We start from the raw sequence: 16,625 nt of genomic DNA on the forward strand, positions 1-16,625 counted from the left end.
GCTCATCAATCTAAATCCTTTCAAGAAATTGCCTTTTTCTCTCTTTCCAATCAGGCATATACAAAGATACAAAACGATAAAAATCTTGATTGTGATAGGGGTATTTCAGATGTGCTAATTCGTGCAAGACAACATACTCAATCCCTCTTTTGTCCTTTTTGATAAGCTCAAGATTGAGATTGATTGAGGCTCTTTTAGGATTGCAACTCCCCCATCTTGTCGTCATCGTCCTGATTCTCAAAGTCTTCACTTCAAACCCCAAAAGAGTCGCATAAAAATCTAGCAATGCACCAAAGCACTCTTTGGCCCTGTCTTGATACCATCGCTTGATCAGCCTCTGTTTGTGCAAAAAATCATGCTCTTTTTTTGTCAAAAGCTCGACAAATCCGCCATTGATCCTTACCTCTTCTTGCGTGCTTGGAATCACCTTGAGACGATAGCGTTTGCCTAGATATTCAAAATCTTCTCCACTAACAAACTCTTGAGGGGCTTTGGGCTGAAGTGCTTGGAATCTCTGCAGTGCATTTTCAATCCATTTCTTGCGTTTTTGCAAAATATGATCGATCTCTTGAGTGCTCGCACACCTTGGCACGCTCAAAGTTACTTCAAGGGAAGGTTTGACTTTGAGGATAAAGTGCTTGATGTCTTTATAGATGATCTTAGCTTGCATAGTTCTTTTGCCCTATTTCTCGCACATAAATGATAAATTCCTCAATCTCTTGAGATGGGATAGAAATATGATATTCATACAATAGATCATCAATTTTTTGTTCAATTTGTTTAATCACCTCTATATTGTGCTCCCAATCAGGTTTTTGAGATTTTTGGACAAACACCAAATCAAGCTCAAGAATAAACTCAACTAGCTTTTCTTCATCTTCAAATTTTGATTTGAGATTATCATAAAAAGCCTTTTGGGCTAGCTTCACCAAGGCTTTTGGATAGCTTTGCTCATCATTTCTACTATATCCTTTGAGTTCTTCATAGATTTGCTTAGCATCAATGAGCTTTTGTGCCTCATCGATTCTGCCCTGCCTATAGTCCTCAAGCACTTTTTGGATTCTCTTGCTTAGCTCATCATAGAAAAAGGGGTTTTTCTCTCTTTCTTGGGTGATGACTTGGCTTGTAGCACTCAGTATCCTATCTGCCCTTGCATTATCTGTGCCTATCTGCCCCTCATCTTTCAAAAATCTCTCATCAAAGACCCCTACAAGCTCTACCAAAACCTCAGCTTCATTGGCTCCAATATAGCGATCGATCAACTCTTGCATTTGTTTTTCATAGGATTTGAAATCGACCTTTTCGTGATAGCGAATCTGAACATTGCGTTTGAGCTCTACATAAAATTTCAAAGCTTTTTTGAAAGAATCAATCTCTTTAGGAGTCAAGTCTTTTTGATACCCCTCTCCAGAGAAGAGGAGCTTTAGGCTCTTGGAAAACTCCAAAAGAAGCGAATAAAACTCCTCCCTCTTGCTCCTATCCTCTAAAAATACCTCATACTCCTCTATATCATCTCCAAGCCCAGAAAAAAACTCTCTCAATGCTTGATACTTCTCTTTGACTTCCAAAGACTGCTTTTGAAGACTTATGACTGCTTGAGCGATATCTCCCTCCTCATATCCTGCCAAAACCTCATAGCTATTGAGTGCCTCACTCAAATCTTCAAGCAATCCTCGATAATCCACGATCAATCCATAATCCTTGCCCTCAAAGAGGCGATTGGCTCGTGCGATCGCTTGAAGGAGATTATGCTCTTTGAGGGGTTTGTCTATATACAAGCACGCCACATTTGGCGCATCAAACCCTGTAAGAAGCTTATCTACAACGATAAGAAGCTCTATCTCATCACCATTGACAAACTCATCTTGAATGTATTGCATATAAGCCTCTTCGCTTGAGTATTTCTTCATCAACCCTTCCCAAGCTTTTCTTACTTCATCTTGATTGCCCTCATCAACATCTTCATATCCCTCTCGCATATCAGGAGCAGAGATGACAAAAGCACTTCTTAGCCAATCTTTGCTTTCAAAGATTTGATGATATTTGATAGCCTCATATTTGGAGCTTGTCGCAAGCATAGCTTTGAAGGGGCGAACATTCTTGTAATGATTGAAAATATCCCACGCTACCCACTCCAACCGCTCAAGGTTTGGAGCGATTTGACGGAATTGGGTGAATTTGGCTTTGAGATCGGCTTTTTGCTCATCGCTTAGGTCTCTTGAGAGGATTTCAAACCTCTTATTTAGCCCCTCTTCATTATTGACAAACTGCTCTACAATCCGTCCCTCATAATATAGTGGCAAAACTGCTTCATCTTTGAGTGCTTGCTCTATAGTGTATTTGTGGATAAACCCTCCAAACTTCTGCAATGATCCCTTTTCTCTAGAAAGCAAAGGTGTGCCTGTAAATCCGATATAACAACCACTTGGAAAAACCTCTTTCATACATCGATGAAGCTCTCCGCTTTGGGTGCGGTGAGCCTCATCTACAAGCACAAAAATATCTCTATCACTCTTTATAATCTTCCCTCTTAGAGATTCAAACTTATGCACCAAAGTAGTGATCACGCTCACCCCAGAGCTTAGAAGCTCTCCTAGATGAGCTGAACTTCTAGCCTGTGAAACGCGTATGCCTACATTGCCAAAGACTTTGTGAATCTGCATATCCAAGTCTTTTCTATCGGTGACGATGATGATTTTGGCTCTTGGGATATGTCGCTTGAGCTCTGTGGCTAAAAGACTCATCGTGAGGGACTTGCCACTGCCTTGCGTGTGCCATATCAGCCCCCCTGCTCTTTCTCCCTCGCTGTGGCTTTGTACTCTTTTTAGAGTGTTTTTGATCGCAAAGTATTGTTGATGGCGTGCGACTTTTTTGGTGGATTTTTCAAACACGATAAAAGAGCTTATCATCTCTAGCAATCGCTCTTTGCTCAAAAGCGAATAGACTAGCTTTTGTATCGCGTGAGGATCGCTCTCTCCAAAAAATGGAGGGAGATAGTCCTCATCCTCTTCTACCCATCTAGCATAATGCTTCTTTTGTGTGCCCACTGTGCCGTATTTGGCATCTTGATTGTTCCCTGCGATCGTGAGCTGAATGAAACGGAAGAAATAGGGGATCTCGCCCTCCTTTTGGTTGCGAATCATTTGAGAAATCCCCTCTTCTATCTTCACACCTGACTTTTTGAGCTCAATCACTACTAGAGGAATGCCATTGACAAACACCACGATATCAGGGCGTCTATGCTTCTCTTTCTCTCCCTCTTGCACCCTTAGGACTTCAAACTCTTCTGTGAAGCTGAAATCATTGGCATAAGGGTTGGCAAAGTCAATGAGCGGGAGAGTGAAGTTTTTGCTACTGCCATCTTGAAGGGATTGGGGAACTTCTACGCCATAGAGGAGCTTAGCAGTCATCTTTTCATTGCTTTTAAGCAAGCCCTCGCTTGAGGGGGATTCTAACTCTCTCATCGCTCTAGCTATCCCCTCAGGAGAAAACGCATAGCTCTGAGCTTTGTGAGTAAAGGTGGCTTTGCTTAGATGAGTGCCTAGGATGTCTTTGAGGATGACTTCGCTTGTGCTTGCTCTCCTCTCTTGTATCTCTTGGGGAGAGATGTAGGTATAGCCCATTTTCTTAAGAAAATCTACTAGGGGTTTTTGGATAGTGGAGTATTCGGAGGTTGAGGGGATCATTTGAATTCTCCGTTTTTAGAATCTGTGTCTTGCAAAAACTCTTCCAAAATCTCAACAATCACTTTAAAATTTTTAAAATCTTCTTTTGTGCCTATTTTACAAACCTGATTACACATCTTCTGTTTATCTTTTATCTTCCATTTTGGAGCCTCATCATCTCTTATCGTGCGTGACAAAAAACGCTCCGTGTTCCTATCCTGATCTTTATAACATTTCTCTATCAATTTTAACGGGAAAAGATTTTCAATTCCTTTTTCTACAGGATTTTCCTTATGGAATTTCATCTGCGAAACATACAGTTTTCCATCTTTCCCAAAACTCCCACAATTAACTTTTTCAGTTTCAGGATCATGGAGAATTAAAACTTTTTGAGACAAAAATTCAGGATTAGATTCCAAAAACATCTTTGCACCCTTCAGTGCTTGATCATTTGAATTCTTTGCGCCGTTTTTGTCCTCATGCCCTATTTGCTCAATATCTAAATCTTGGAGCAAAGATTCTTTACCGTAAAGCTTAAGAGCTCTTTTTATGTATTGCACATCAGTTTTCCCTTCTACAAATACTTTGGGCTTTGACATGATTTTTATTTTTTCTTTTAGATCATCTTCAAACTTTTTGGTTTTCGTCAAGACGCTATAAGCTTTCTCAAATTCTCTAAATCTTTCTGCTGTGATTTTTACACCTGTTGGCATTTCAATTAAATCGAATCCCTCATCTCCAAATTCTTTTTTCATTCCCAAAACAAAAAGAGGAGAATGAGTGGTAAGAATAAACTGAATCTTTGGGAAAATTTTAATCAAACTTGGCAAAACCTTACTTTGAAGATTGCTATGCAAATGTGTATCCACCTCATCTATAACGACAATTCCTCTTGCATCTGTAGGGTGCTCATTTGATTGGTCTGTATGCCTTAAAATATTGATAAAAAAATTAAGCAAAATACTCTCACCCAAAGAAAGATAACTAATATTAGGAAGATAAGATTCGCTTTTGCCCTCTGAATTTTCTCGTGCGATTCCTACTCTTACACCAGATGTTCGACTCCCTATTCCAAAACGCACTTCAGAATCCCCTTTGATCTCTCTCAGAATCGAATTGATTCCATTCCATATTGCCTCATCCCTATTTCCTTGTTTATTTTGCGTAAGTTCGTGATCCAAAACAACATCCATAATAAAAGATCGATTTTTATCTAAAGATGTAAGCTCTTCTATATCTTTATAATAATGATCGTCATTAGATTTTTTAAAATCTTCAAAACGCTCAAAGAATGCAGGATTTTTCCAAAATGGTTCTTCATAGCGATAGGCAGGTTGATAATAATGAGCCTGTTGATACCATTCCTTCTGAAGTTGTTTTCTTTTTTCTGGAGTCAACAAAGGGTATTCATAATTATCCGTTAATGATGTACGATATCCAGTTTCCTTAGAATCGGATAGTGGAAAAACACTAAAATCATTCTTCATCTCCAAAATTTCTTCTTTGGCAGTATTGATAATATCTATATATTCGAGTTTATCTTGAAGCAAAAAACTATGGTATTGGATTAGTGCAAAACCCCCAGATGTTCCTGTTCGAAGATTAGAAACACCCTTTATCTTATATAAATGTTTCCCTACATTTTCTCTTTTTGCAATATTGTCAAAAATATGACTTCCAATCTCATAAAAACTATCCATAATACTTGAGAGTAAGATTGTTTTCCCTGTTCCATTTTCTCCTACGATTACAATAGGTTTGGGATTTCCCTCATCTGTGAAACTAGGCTCTATTTTTAGCTCTTCAATCGCTCCAATATTTTTGATTCCAATAAACTTTAAATACATTGTGTTGTCCTAACCTTTCCATTAAGTAATTTTTGCATTAGTCCTTTTTTTTGGGATTTGAGAGATTCTAGTTTTTGTTCCAAAAGTGTGATTTCATTGTCTGCTTCGCTTAGAATCTCTGCAATCTTTTCTTGCTCTGCAATGGAGGGGATAGGTATCTTATGATTTTTAATATCACTTGTAATTTGAGGTTGTCCAGACCCTGTAATAAGATAGTCAAAGTTATCCATAGAAAGCCTTTGATATGCATATACCTTATTCAGTCTCTTAGAATCATCAAGATTAATCACCATCGCATTACCTGTAATCCACGAATATGGTTTTGTCAAATGCACCGAACCGCAAGTATTTCCACGACAAGCGATTGCGATTTGTTCTTTTTCGTGATTGAATAAATGGTATTTACCAATAATCCCATTCGCTCCATAAACCAAATATCCCTCAGTAGAAAAATCTGTTTGTTTAATCGTTTGTGGTTGATAAATCTCTGCCACATCCCCCAATCTCACTACCCGCCAAGGTTCATCAAAGCCTGCAAGGCGTGTTTTGGCTGAAAGTAGGATTTGGCAAAGCCCTTTTTTGAGGGTTTGTTTTTCTGCAATAAGAGATTCTAAATTTTGGATTTGAGTGTCCCAAGTGCTTAATACTCTAGCAATCTTTTCTTGCTCTGCAAGGGGTGGAATGGCAAAATTCTGATCCTGCATCAATTTCCAATCTGCTCTAGGCATTTTTGTCCCACAAGTTGCATTAGCAATTTGAGAGAATCTAGCTGTCTGCACTAGAAAAAACAAAAAAGCATTGGAAACTTTTTTTCCCTCAAGCACCCAAATTTCCGAAGAACAAACTCCATTAAAAGACGCTCTCCAAAATTTTCTTAAATAGGGTCTTAGTTTTCCATACAAAACATCACCCTTAGAAAAAGAATTTTTGATACTTAATTGCTCACCAGAATCAACAAAACCCAAAAGCATTCCCGTATCTTGAGAAATATGTTCTAGTTCAACACAAGGGATTGTTTCATTTTTTTTAGGATCAAATTTCCTTTTTTTTATCTCGCACACCTCCCCCAATCTCACTACCTCCCAATCACTAGGCAAGATTCCAATCTCTGTGCGTTTATAGCCTTTTGGAAGCGTCATTTGCTCTCCTTTGTCAGTGGTCTTCTCCATTTTGCAAACAACCACTCCAATGCTTTGGGCAACCCTTTCCATTTTGGAAATAGTTGAGTGGTTTGCATAAAAAATGCACATACCTCTTTGATGTTTTGAATCTGATTGCTACTCATAGGTTACTCCAAGGGCTTAGGGATTCCCAAGATTGGGGAATCCCCATAGATTTTGTAGGGATTGTGGGATATTTGGCTAATAGGGCTTGAAATCCTGCTTTGATCGAGGAGTCTTTGAGAATCTCAGCTAGGACATTGAGGGCGAAGAAAACTTTATCAGTCGGCACAGATTGATCTAAAAAATCATAATTTGAATCAAGCTTAAATTTTTTCACCAAATTTTTATTCCACAATCTCCCATGATGGGCACAAATATTTCTCACATAAGCAAGAACTTCAAGCCAATTTTCAAACACTCCCACTCTTATGCTTTGCACTCCAAAAAACTCCAAAAGCTTGAGTTGCTCATTAAGTTGCATCAATTTAAAAAACTTTGATAAAGCACCAAAAGAAAGAATCTCCACCAAAGCCCACAATGGAAGATCATCGATTTTGTATTTGTCCTTGATATGTCTGACAAAATCCTCGCTTGCACGCTGTTTTTCTTTCTGAGTCTGAGAGATAAATTCATAAAAAAGAAAAACATTTTTGATCCTTAGTTCTCTTTTGAGCGAATGAGAATTCTCGATATACCCAAAGGGACTATATTTTTGTGCATGAATGTGAGAAATTTGAGCCCTCAAAATCATTTCAAGATCTTCCAAACAAGAAAAGATCAACTGCTTTAGTTCACAATCAAAACAATATAAATTTTGAATGTCTTCAAATGTTATTTTTTCTTTGAAAATATCTTTCTGATGAGAATGCTTTGGATGCTGAAATGGAACAAAATAAGCACTCAGGCGATAGTAATGAACTTTTTTTAGGAATTTGATTGCTTGATTCTCATCTGCAATGATTAGTCCTCTATCTTTGAGGATTTGTATCAGTTCGGGATAGTCTTTAAAGTCCTTGTAGTTCATAAGAAGCACCCCTCAGTCAGTGCCAAGCACCCGAGAGGTCTGTTGGTGAAATAGTATCTCAACAAACCTAAATATTTTCTTAAAATGGAGAAAAGCTCTTTCACGCTAGCCCCAATTCTTTGAGATAGGCATCCATTTTTTTCTGCGTTTTGGCGATTTCTTCATTGAGGTGATTGATCTTCTCTAGTGTGGAGGGGATATCTACTTCCTCCTCCTCTTCATAGGTATCTACATAGCGAGGGATATTGAGGTTGCAATCATTTTCTTGGATCTCTTTAATGGTCGCGATATGAGAGTATTTCTCAATCTCTTGACGCTGATGATAGGTCGTAAAAATCTTATTGATATTGTCCTCTGTGAGCTTGTTTTGGCGTTTGCCTTTTTGAAACTCTTTGCTTGCATCAATGAAGAGAATATCTTGATCCTCCCTGTCTTTTTTGAAAATCAAAATACATGCAGGGATAGAAGTGCCATAGAAAAGATTGGCAGGGAGTCCGATCACTGCATCAAGGAGGTTTTCATCGATGATTTGCTTACGGATCTTGCCCTCATTACTTCCGCGAAATAACACACCATGAGGCAAGACAACGCCCATTCTTCCATAAGGAGCAAGGGAGTGAATCATATGCAAGATAAAAGCATAATCTCCATTGCTCTTAGGAGGAAGTGGATAGCTTGCAAATCTCTTCCATCTGTCATCTTTGGCTTCTTCAACTCCCCATTGATCAAGCGAAAATGGAGGATTTGCCACGATCACATCAAACTTCATTAGTGCATCGTTTTGGATTTGCAGAGGATTCCTGATCGTATCACCCCACTCGATTTGGGCGTCATTGATCTCGTGCAGATACATATTCATCCGGCAGAGTGAATGGGTTTGAGAGTTTTTCTCTTGTCCATAGATAGCGAAGTTTTCACTTCCCACCTCTTTGCTCACCTTGATCAGCAAAGAGCCTGATCCGCAAGTTGGATCATAGATCCGATCTCCCTCTTTTGCACTGACAAGCTTAGCCAAAAGAGCAGAAACCTCACTAGGAGTAAAAAACTCTCCTCCTTTTTTGCCCGCATCGCTTGCAAACTCTGAGATCAGAAACTCATAAGCATCACCGATCACATCTCTTTGGGAAATTTTGCTAGGAGAGAGATCTAAATCTTCATCATCAAAAACCTCAAGCAGATTTCTCAAGATCGCATTTCTTTCCTTGACCTCTCCTAAGAGATTTTTGTCATTGAAATCTACATTGCGAAAGATTCCATCAAGCTTGCTAGGATTGTCCTCTTCGATTTTGGCTAGAGCTTTGTTGATGATCTCTCCTAGATTGTTGGCCTCTTTGTTTTGGAGCAAATACTCAAAGGTGCAACTCTCATCAAGCACGAATTTTTCTCTAGCCAAGCTTCGCTTGATCCTTTCTTCATCTCCATTGTATTTATCGCGCAAGATTTGTAATTTTTCTTTATAAAAATCTGAAAGGTATTTGACAAAAAGCATACTAAGGATGTAGTCTTTGTATTTGGAGCTATCCATACTCCCACGGAATCCATCGCAGGCTTTCCATACGATTGCATTGATTGATTCTTTTGATACTGACATTTTCACTCCTTTGATAATAATGATTTGAAGATTTGGTGTTGAAATTGCTGTTTTTGCTCGATAAGTTGGCCAAATAGAGAGATCTGCTTCTGACTTTCTTGCATCCACTCAATCATAGTCTTTTGTCTCTCTATAGAGGGGAGAGGGATTTTGAGATCTTTCAGATCGGAGAGTTTGATCGTCGCAATGGCAGTGCCTTTGATTTTGGATTGGAAAAAAGCCTGAGGCAATGATGAGTTGAGATAAAAAGCTAGAAATTTTCCCAAAACAATCTTTGGATTTGGGCGAATCACTGCAATCAAAGATGAGATCAACAAACCCTCCTCGGCTTTGGAGATATGAATCGATCTGATTGGATCTCTCAATCTCACAAGGACATCTCCCTCTTGCGTTAAATGCTCGCTAGAGATCTGCTCTGACGCAAGATAAGAGTTTTCATATCCTTGAAGCATTGTGATTCCATTTTCGCAAAAGGCATTGATAGAAACGCTTCTGTAGGGATATTTTTCTAGATTAGTAAGAGTTGCTCTTGTCCTTGAAAGTGTTAGTCCTACTTGAATATGTGCTATATCTTTAAGAGTCCGCAAGAGATTCCTTGTGTGTTTTTGAAGTATTTTAACACAAGTCATCATTTTTTATCTGCATTACGATTGAGTAATGCAGATAATCAATAAAGTTTATTTACACTGCACCATTTTGCGACGCAAGTAAGCGATTTTGGTTTGGAGGGGAAGTTCTTTGGGGCAGACATCTTGACAAGCAAGAAGCGACATACAGCCAAAGATTCCATTATCATCACCAATCAATTCAAACCAATCATCATCACTTCGATCATCGTGAGGATCGATATAGAATCGTGCGACACGATTAAGTCCTGCAGGAGCGATGAAGTCATCTCTCATCACCTTCGTCCCACAGCTTGCCACACAGCATCCACACTCAATGCAACGATCAAGCTCAAACACCTCTTCAGCGACTTCAGGCTCAATCCTTTCTTCAAACTTCGTCAAATCAACATTTTTGTTGTGATTATTGTGTATCCAGCTTTCTACCCTCTTTGTCATTCCCTCAAACCAAGTCCCCGTATCCACAGACAGATCTTTGATGAGCTTAAACGCTGGAAGTGGCATCAAAGTAATGATCCCACTCTCAAATTCTTTTGTCAATGTGCGGCACGCAAGGCGTGGGCGACCATTGATCATCATTCCACAGCTCCCACAGATTCCTGCTCGACACACAAAATCAAAGCTCAAAGCCTGATCAAGCTCAGCTCTGATCTGATTGAGTGCGATAAACACCGTCATAGAATCCAATTCCTCAATCTGATATTCAGCAAAATGAGGTTTTGAAATCGCGCTTTGCGGATTGTATTTGAAAATTTTAAAAGTTAAGATTCGATTACTCATAATGGCTCTCCAATTCTTTCAATTCTTGCTTTGTAGCGTTCTTGTAGCTCAAATGGCATCAACGCATCTTGAATCTCCCAACGATTTTTGCCCTCAGCCTTAAGCTTTTCTGTCATCTCCTCGATTTCTTTGGCTCGAATAGCTGATTTTTCATTTTCAATAATCATTCCTTGTGGTCCATAGCCACGATATGCAGGAGCGATCTCCATCTCCATAATATCTAGATCCTCATACTCCAATGTCGGCATCGTATCGTTTTCATTTTTCCAATATGCAAGCGTTCTTTTGAGCCAATTCACATCATCTCGCTTTGGATAGTCTTCACGACTATGAGCTCCACGACTTTCGCGTCTCTCCAAAGCCCCCTTAGCTACACAAAGAGCGATTTTTATCATTTTTTGAACCCGATAGGCTTCTTCAAGCTCAGGATTTGCACTCAGTTCTTTATAGCGAATCGCGACGTTTTTAGATCTCTTGCAAAGCTCCTCAAGTCCATCAACTGCCTTTTGAAGCCCCTCTTCTGTCCTAAAAATCCCGATATATTCCTCCACAAGCTCCTGCATTTGTGCTTTGAGTTTGAAGGGGTTTTCTCCCTGATCTCTTGCAATAATAGCTTCAAGCTTTGCTTGCTCTCGATCCAAGAAACTTTGAATCACTTCTGTTGAAATCTCTGCCTGAGAGTTCTTACAATGCTCTGCAAAATAATCTCCCACAACCATTCCCGCAACAACCGCTTCAGCCACAGAATTTCCCCCAAGACGATTGAATCCATGCATATCCCAACAAGCTGCTTCACCTGCGGAGAAAAGCCCCTTAAGTGCAGTTTCCCCTTTGTGATTGGTGCGAATCCCGCCCATACTATAGTGTTGCATTGGACGCACTGGAGCATAAACACCCTTTTGTGTCAAATCGATTCCATTAAAGCAATAAGCGATCTCCCAAACATCACGAAGATTTTTGTGAATATGCTCTGCTCCCAATATTGAAATATCAAGCCACAAATGATCTCCATAAGGAGATTTGATCCCTTTTCCTGCTTTGATATGCTCTAGCATTCTTCGACTGACGACATCTCGACTTGCCAAGTCCCTTTTTTCTGGCTCATAATCTGCCATAAATGCATGGCCATCTACATCTCTCAAAAGCCCTCCATCTCCCCTGCATCCCTCAGTGAGCAAAATCCCACTTGGCACAATTGGCGTAGGGTGAAATTGCACAGCTTCCATATTTCCAAGACGCGCAATCCCCGTCTCAAGCACAGCACCTGCTGCCACACCATCACAGATCACAGCATTAGTCGTATTCTTATAAATACGCCCATATCCACCTGTAGCGACAAGAGTTCCTTTGGCGACATAAGCGATCAATTCCCCATTGACTAAATCTCTTGCGACTACTCCGTGGCATTTCCCCTCATGATGAATCACTGCAATCATTTCTTTGCGATCCAAAATCTCTGTTCCAAGTTTGATCGCCTCATTTGCCACAGCATAAAGCATAGAATGTCCAGTTGCATCACCTGTAAAGCAAGCCCTCCATTTTTTAGTCCCACCAAAATCACGCGCATTGATAAGTCCATGAGCTTCTTTTTCTTCTTTGAATGTTTCTTTTTGTCCCTTGATGATTGCGGTGCGATCACCGGCTTTAACTCGATTCCAAGGCACACCCCAAGCAGCAAGCTCACGAATCGCTTTGGGAGCGGTTGCTGCAAACATTCTTGCTACTTTTTGATCACATCCCCAATCACTTCCTTTGACTGTATCCATAAAATGAACATCTTCATTATCCCCTCTTGCCTTTGTTGCATTTCCCAAACTTGCTTGCATCCCTCCTTGTGCCGCAGCCGAATGGGATCTTTTAACAGGAATCAAGCTCAAAACAATCGTCCTAAGCCCTAATTGACGACACCCAATCGCTGACCTCAAACCTGCCAATCCTCCACCCACAATCAATGCATCAGAATAAACAATCTTCATTACTCAACCTCCACAATTACCGCATTTAACTCATCAATCACTTCGTGAGGATTGATTCTTTGAATTCTTTCTTCTGAATTTGAAATTTGGATTCCGTATTTGATATAAGCTCCAAATGTTGTAAAGCCAAGAACCAAGAAAAAGACAGTCATTGCAGTTTTGACTTTTTGCAATACCTTTCTTGTCGCCTCTGGAGTTTTTCCCCATTTATCAAACCATCCCCATTTAACTGCCAAGCGATAAAGCCCAATGCTTCCATGAAGCTCTACAGCGATCAACAAAAAGAGATAAAGAATCCAAAAGTGCTGCTCAACAAAACGCAATGAAGATGCGACAGACCCAATCCCATTGAGCGCATCAGGACTATTGGGAGAAAGCATAATGACAAACAAATGTGCGCTTCCTAAGAAAAATAAAACAAACCCTGTCATGGCCTGTATCCACCAATAGGTTGTATCTGTGTGTTTCATAAGATTCTTATGTGTTCGCATTTTAAGAAACTGCTTGTAATTGATTGGGAATTTCCTCAATGCCAAAAATGCATGCACCACAAAAGCAACTAATACGATAAAAACAATAATTGATGTGACGATTGGCTGACGATGCCCAAAAACAAAATCAAGTTCTGCCACTCCAATCATCCAATCAAACAACTTAGGACTAATCAAAATACTTGACACAAAAAACATATGGGCAATCATAAAAAGTCCCAAAAACAATCCAGTAGCACTCTGCCACCAATCAAGTCGCGCAGGCAAACGACTCTTTTTTCGTTCACTTGTTACATCTGCGTAACTTTCCAAAATCTTTTGTTCAAAAGACATCTTCTCTCCTTTTTGAAAATCCTTTGCGTGAGACCTGTTTTAGCCTACGAGATAATCATTCCCAAAAAAGCTCGATAATGAAAAAGAAATAAAGTAAAAAAACCTATAAGACAAAAGAAGTGTAACGATTAGTAATCAGTTGCTCGTTGTTTGTCATACACTGTAACTACACAATAGAAATTCGGAAGAAGATTTAAAAAAATTTAAAGAATCGATTGATACAAGAATACGAAAGATGAAATGGTGTCCCCAGAGAGGTTCGAACTCCCGACCTTATGATTAGGAATCATATGCTCTATCCTGCTGAGCTATGAGGACATCCCCCCTATTTTGTGTTTCCTTGATTACTTAGCGTTTGCTACGCTATCTTTGAGACTTTTTCCTGGCTTAAATTTTGGAACAAATTTATCTGCTGTCTTATAAGTTTTGCTACTTCCAGGAACTTTTCCTTCTTTTCCTTTTTGCATTACAGCTTCAAATTTTCCAAAACCAACAAGCTCAATGCTCTCTTTTTTAACAAGTGCCGCTTCGATACCAGCTACAAACGCATTGATCGCTTTTTCAGCATCTTTTTTGGTTTCAAACTCACCAACTTCTTTTACTAACTCTACAAATTCTGATTTGTTCATCGTGAACCTCCGCATTTTGTGTAAATAATCTTTGCAGGAACCAAAGATTGAGCTATTCTAGCAAATATTTTTTTGTTTAATTAGTCAAAAAGTCCAAAAATACGCTTTTGGAATCACTTTTTGATGATTTTTTTAATTAAAATTATTTTTTTAAAAATCTCAAGACTTGATTAGATTTCAAACAACATTTTTTAAGGAGTGTCATACAAATGGTAAAAGTAGGAATCAATGGAAGTGGAAGAATTGGACTTTGCACAGCCAGAATCATCTCTACAAGAGAAGATATTGAACTAGGAGCAATCAATACAACAACAGATATCGACACACTCATTCATCTCCTTCGCTACGATTCTGTGCATCGCTATTTTGAAGTTGAAAAAGTTGATGATCATACGATTGCAATGGGACATTCAAAAAATATCAAGATTTTAAGCTCAAGAAACCCTCAAGAAATTGGATTTGAAAAATATGGAATCCAAGGAGTAATTGAATGCACAGGGGCTTTTAACTCTTATGAAAAATCTCTAGCGCATCTTCATCACGATATCCAAAAAGTCATCATCTCTGCCCCAGCAGATCAAACCCCTACTTTTGTCTATGGTGTCAATCATCTAGACTATAAAGGAGAATCAATCATCTCAAATGCATCATGCACAACAAATTGTTTAGCGCCTATTGTCAAAGTATTGGATGAAAAATTTGGAATCATTGATGGTTTGATGACCACAATCCATAGCTACACAAATGATCAAAATCTTCTTGATGTCAAGCATAAAGACTTGCGTCGTGCAAGGGCTGCTGCACTCAATATGATTCCTACTAGCACAGGAGCTGCAAAAGCAATTGGTTTGGTCCTCCCTCATTTACAAGGAAAACTCAATGGATTTGCTATTCGCGTCCCAACTCCAGATGTAAGCTTGGTGGATCTCAGCATCAACCTTGCAAAAGAAACAACAGCACAAGAAATCAATGAAACCTTTTTGCAAGCAAAACAAGAAAGTATGTGCGGGATCTTAGATGTTGATTTGGAAAAAAGAGTCTCAAGTGATTTTATTGGCACTACTTTTAGCTCCATCATCGTAGCTGATAAAACCGTTATGACGACAAGCACTCACGCTAAGATTTTGGCATGGTATGACAATGAAATGGGGTATTGCCATAGACTTGTTGATATGAGTGTATTTGCGCTTACGCACTAGGTTTGACAATGGTTGCTTTTGAAAGTTTTTTTGAACACACAGGTTCAAAGTCGATCCCTCATCCTAGCAAGGAAGCTCTAGATAATGTCTATGAAGCGATTATCAAAGAAAAGATTGCAGGGAAAAGCGGATACTACAATCTTCCCTTTGAAGATAAGGCAATCATTGATTCTCAAGACTATATTGTAAAACATCAAGACTTTCTTTCCCAGATCAAAAATCTCATTATTATAGGGGTAGGTGGAAGCTCTCTTGGCACAAAAGCTATTGATACAATGCTCTGCCACCTTCCTTGTCGCAAAAAAATTAAACTTAAATTTTTAGAACATACAGATCCAATTGAAATCTGCCAAACACTTCAAAATGTTGAGAGAGAAAATTCTCTTTTCTTGATTGTTTCTAAATCCGGAACAACTATTGAAACAAGCTCATTGGCAAAATATGTCTTAGATCGTTTTCAACTCTTAGAACACAAGAAACACTTAGCAGTCATTACCGACGAATACTCTCCCCTTCACCAATGGGCATCAAAACACGAAATTCATTGTCTTAATATCGCCAAAAATGTAGGGGGACGCTTTTCTGTCTTGAGTTCTGTTGGAATCTTACCTCTAATGATTTTGGGTTATGATACTTCCCTCATCTTAAAAGGAGCAAAAGATTTTATGATGAGTTTTCTTCATCGCAAAGAAGATCATCTCATCAAAAAGGCAATTTTTCTAGCCAAAAGTCGCGATCGCTATCACACAAATGTCTTGTTTTCTTATTCGAGTTCTTTTAAAGATTTCAATGCTTGGTATGTCCAACTTTGGGCTGAGAGCTTGGGGAAAATCGACACTTATGGGAAAAAAGTCGGGCTCACTCCAATCTCATTGATTGGAAGCATTGACCAGCATTCTTTTCTCCAACTCATCACACAAGGAAGCATGGACAAAACTGTCACCTTTTTAAACATCAATCGCAAAAACTATTCAGAGCCCACAATCCCTGATATTGATATGGAATTTTTAGAATCCACTAACTTTGTCAATCGCACTTCTTTTGCCAAACTCATCAACTATCAACAAATTGCGACTATGCAAACTATTCAAAATGAAGGAATTCCTACAGATCAAATCCGCATAGATTATCTATGCGAGGAAAGTGTTGGGATTTTGATTATTTATTTTGAACTCCTCACCTCTTGTGTAGGAAAAGTTTTAGATATCAATACCTATAATCAGCCAGGAGTTGAGTTTGGAAAAATCCGCCTAAAGGAAATGTTTGAATCCCAATCCAAAAACCATTAGAAGCAAAGATTT

At 39.0% G+C, this 16,625-nt stretch carries 13 protein-coding genes and 1 tRNA gene; 2 read left to right on the forward strand and 12 right to left on the reverse strand.

Going from position 1 to position 16,625, the window contains the following annotated elements:
* Positions 1-10: 10 nt before the first annotated feature.
* The 12 genes from LW137_RS01620 to LW137_RS01675 form a co-directional block, all read right to left on the reverse strand.
* Complete coding sequence (locus LW137_RS01620; protein ID WP_233032678.1) at positions 11-670, reverse strand: M48 family metallopeptidase; 660 nt, start codon at positions 668-670, stop codon at positions 11-13.
* Positions 660-3,686, reverse strand: coding sequence for a type I restriction endonuclease subunit R (locus LW137_RS01625; protein WP_233032679.1), 3,027 nt, complete (start codon positions 3,684-3,686; stop codon positions 660-662). The genes LW137_RS01620 and LW137_RS01625 overlap by 11 nt, the downstream gene beginning before the upstream one ends.
* Complete coding sequence (locus LW137_RS01630; protein WP_233032680.1) at positions 3,683-5,512, reverse strand: AAA family ATPase; 1,830 nt, start codon at positions 5,510-5,512, stop codon at positions 3,683-3,685. Before LW137_RS01630 ends, LW137_RS01625 begins: the two co-directional genes overlap by 4 nt.
* On the reverse strand, positions 5,503-6,723 hold the full coding sequence (locus tag LW137_RS01635) for a restriction endonuclease subunit S (protein WP_233032681.1): 1,221 nt from the start codon (positions 6,721-6,723) through the stop codon (positions 5,503-5,505). The genes LW137_RS01630 and LW137_RS01635 overlap by 10 nt, the downstream gene beginning before the upstream one ends.
* 70 nt (positions 6,724-6,793) lie before the next feature.
* The gene (locus LW137_RS01640) at positions 6,794-7,699 is read right to left on the reverse strand and encodes an Abi family protein (RefSeq protein WP_233032682.1); all 906 of its coding nucleotides are present in this window, start codon (positions 7,697-7,699) and stop codon (positions 6,794-6,796) included.
* 100 nt (positions 7,700-7,799) lie between these two features.
* On the reverse strand, positions 7,800-9,290 hold the full coding sequence (locus LW137_RS01645; protein WP_233032683.1) for a type I restriction-modification system subunit M: 1,491 nt from the start codon (positions 9,288-9,290) through the stop codon (positions 7,800-7,802).
* Positions 9,291-9,292: 2 nt separating this feature from the next.
* The gene (locus LW137_RS01650) at positions 9,293-9,877 is read right to left on the reverse strand and encodes a restriction endonuclease subunit S (RefSeq protein WP_233032684.1); all 585 of its coding nucleotides are present in this window, start codon (positions 9,875-9,877) and stop codon (positions 9,293-9,295) included.
* A gap of 90 nt (positions 9,878-9,967) precedes the next feature.
* Complete coding sequence (locus tag LW137_RS01655; protein ID WP_233032685.1) at positions 9,968-10,696, reverse strand: fumarate reductase iron-sulfur subunit; 729 nt, start codon at positions 10,694-10,696, stop codon at positions 9,968-9,970.
* Positions 10,693-12,672, reverse strand: coding sequence for a fumarate reductase flavoprotein subunit (locus LW137_RS01660; RefSeq protein ID WP_233032686.1), 1,980 nt, complete (start codon positions 12,670-12,672; stop codon positions 10,693-10,695). The genes LW137_RS01655 and LW137_RS01660 overlap by 4 nt, the downstream gene beginning before the upstream one ends.
* A complete protein-coding gene (locus tag LW137_RS01665; RefSeq protein WP_233032687.1) occupies positions 12,672-13,496 on the reverse strand; it encodes a fumarate reductase cytochrome b subunit in 825 nt (274 codons plus the stop codon). The genes LW137_RS01660 and LW137_RS01665 overlap by 1 nt, the downstream gene beginning before the upstream one ends.
* Before the next feature lie 241 nt (positions 13,497-13,737).
* Positions 13,738-13,814: transfer RNA gene (locus LW137_RS01670), tRNA-Arg, on the reverse strand.
* A gap of 26 nt (positions 13,815-13,840) precedes the next feature.
* On the reverse strand, positions 13,841-14,125 hold the full coding sequence (locus LW137_RS01675; RefSeq protein ID WP_233032688.1) for an HU family DNA-binding protein: 285 nt from the start codon (positions 14,123-14,125) through the stop codon (positions 13,841-13,843).
* 209 nt (positions 14,126-14,334) lie between these two features.
* On the opposite strand from LW137_RS01675, the gene gap reads away from it, so the two are divergent.
* Both gap and LW137_RS01685 read left to right on the forward strand, forming a co-directional pair.
* Positions 14,335-15,324, forward strand: a complete 990-nt coding sequence (gap, locus tag LW137_RS01680) for a type I glyceraldehyde-3-phosphate dehydrogenase (RefSeq protein ID WP_233032689.1) — start codon at positions 14,335-14,337, stop codon at positions 15,322-15,324.
* Positions 15,325-15,332: 8 nt separating this feature from the next.
* Complete coding sequence (locus tag LW137_RS01685) at positions 15,333-16,613, forward strand: glucose-6-phosphate isomerase (protein WP_233032690.1); 1,281 nt, start codon at positions 15,333-15,335, stop codon at positions 16,611-16,613.
* The last annotated feature ends 12 nt before the right edge of the window (positions 16,614-16,625 follow it).

It is taken from the genome of Helicobacter kayseriensis (assembly GCF_021300655.1).
Lineage (GTDB): Bacteria > Campylobacterota > Campylobacteria > Campylobacterales > Helicobacteraceae > Helicobacter_G > Helicobacter_G kayseriensis.

What these genes read in the sequence shown, in the direction of transcription:
- LW137_RS01620 (WP_233032678.1), bottom strand. Translation starts at nt 670, where the DNA reads ATGCAAGCTAAGATCATCTATAAAGACATCAAGCACTTTATCCTCAAA.
- LW137_RS01625 (WP_233032679.1), bottom strand. Translation starts at nt 3,686, where the DNA reads ATGATCCCCTCAACCTCCGAATACTCCACTATCCAAAAACCCCTAGTA.
- LW137_RS01630 (WP_233032680.1), bottom strand. Translation starts at nt 5,512, where the DNA reads ATGTATTTAAAGTTTATTGGAATCAAAAATATTGGAGCGATTGAAGAG.
- LW137_RS01635 (WP_233032681.1), bottom strand. Translation starts at nt 6,723, where the DNA reads ATGGAAAGGGTTGCCCAAAGCATTGGAGTGGTTGTTTGCAAAATGGAG.
- LW137_RS01640 (WP_233032682.1), bottom strand. Translation starts at nt 7,699, where the DNA reads ATGAACTACAAGGACTTTAAAGACTATCCCGAACTGATACAAATCCTC.
- LW137_RS01645 (WP_233032683.1), bottom strand. Translation starts at nt 9,290, where the DNA reads ATGTCAGTATCAAAAGAATCAATCAATGCAATCGTATGGAAAGCCTGC.
- LW137_RS01655 (WP_233032685.1), bottom strand. Translation starts at nt 10,696, where the DNA reads ATGAGTAATCGAATCTTAACTTTTAAAATTTTCAAATACAATCCGCAA.
- LW137_RS01660 (WP_233032686.1), bottom strand. Translation starts at nt 12,672, where the DNA reads ATGAAGATTGTTTATTCTGATGCATTGATTGTGGGTGGAGGATTGGCA.
- LW137_RS01665 (WP_233032687.1), bottom strand. Translation starts at nt 13,496, where the DNA reads ATGTCTTTTGAACAAAAGATTTTGGAAAGTTACGCAGATGTAACAAGT.
- LW137_RS01675 (WP_233032688.1), bottom strand. Translation starts at nt 14,125, where the DNA reads ATGAACAAATCAGAATTTGTAGAGTTAGTAAAAGAAGTTGGTGAGTTT.
- gap (WP_233032689.1), top strand. Translation starts at nt 14,335, where the DNA reads ATGGTAAAAGTAGGAATCAATGGAAGTGGAAGAATTGGACTTTGCACA.
- LW137_RS01685 (WP_233032690.1), top strand. Translation starts at nt 15,333, where the DNA reads ATGGTTGCTTTTGAAAGTTTTTTTGAACACACAGGTTCAAAGTCGATC.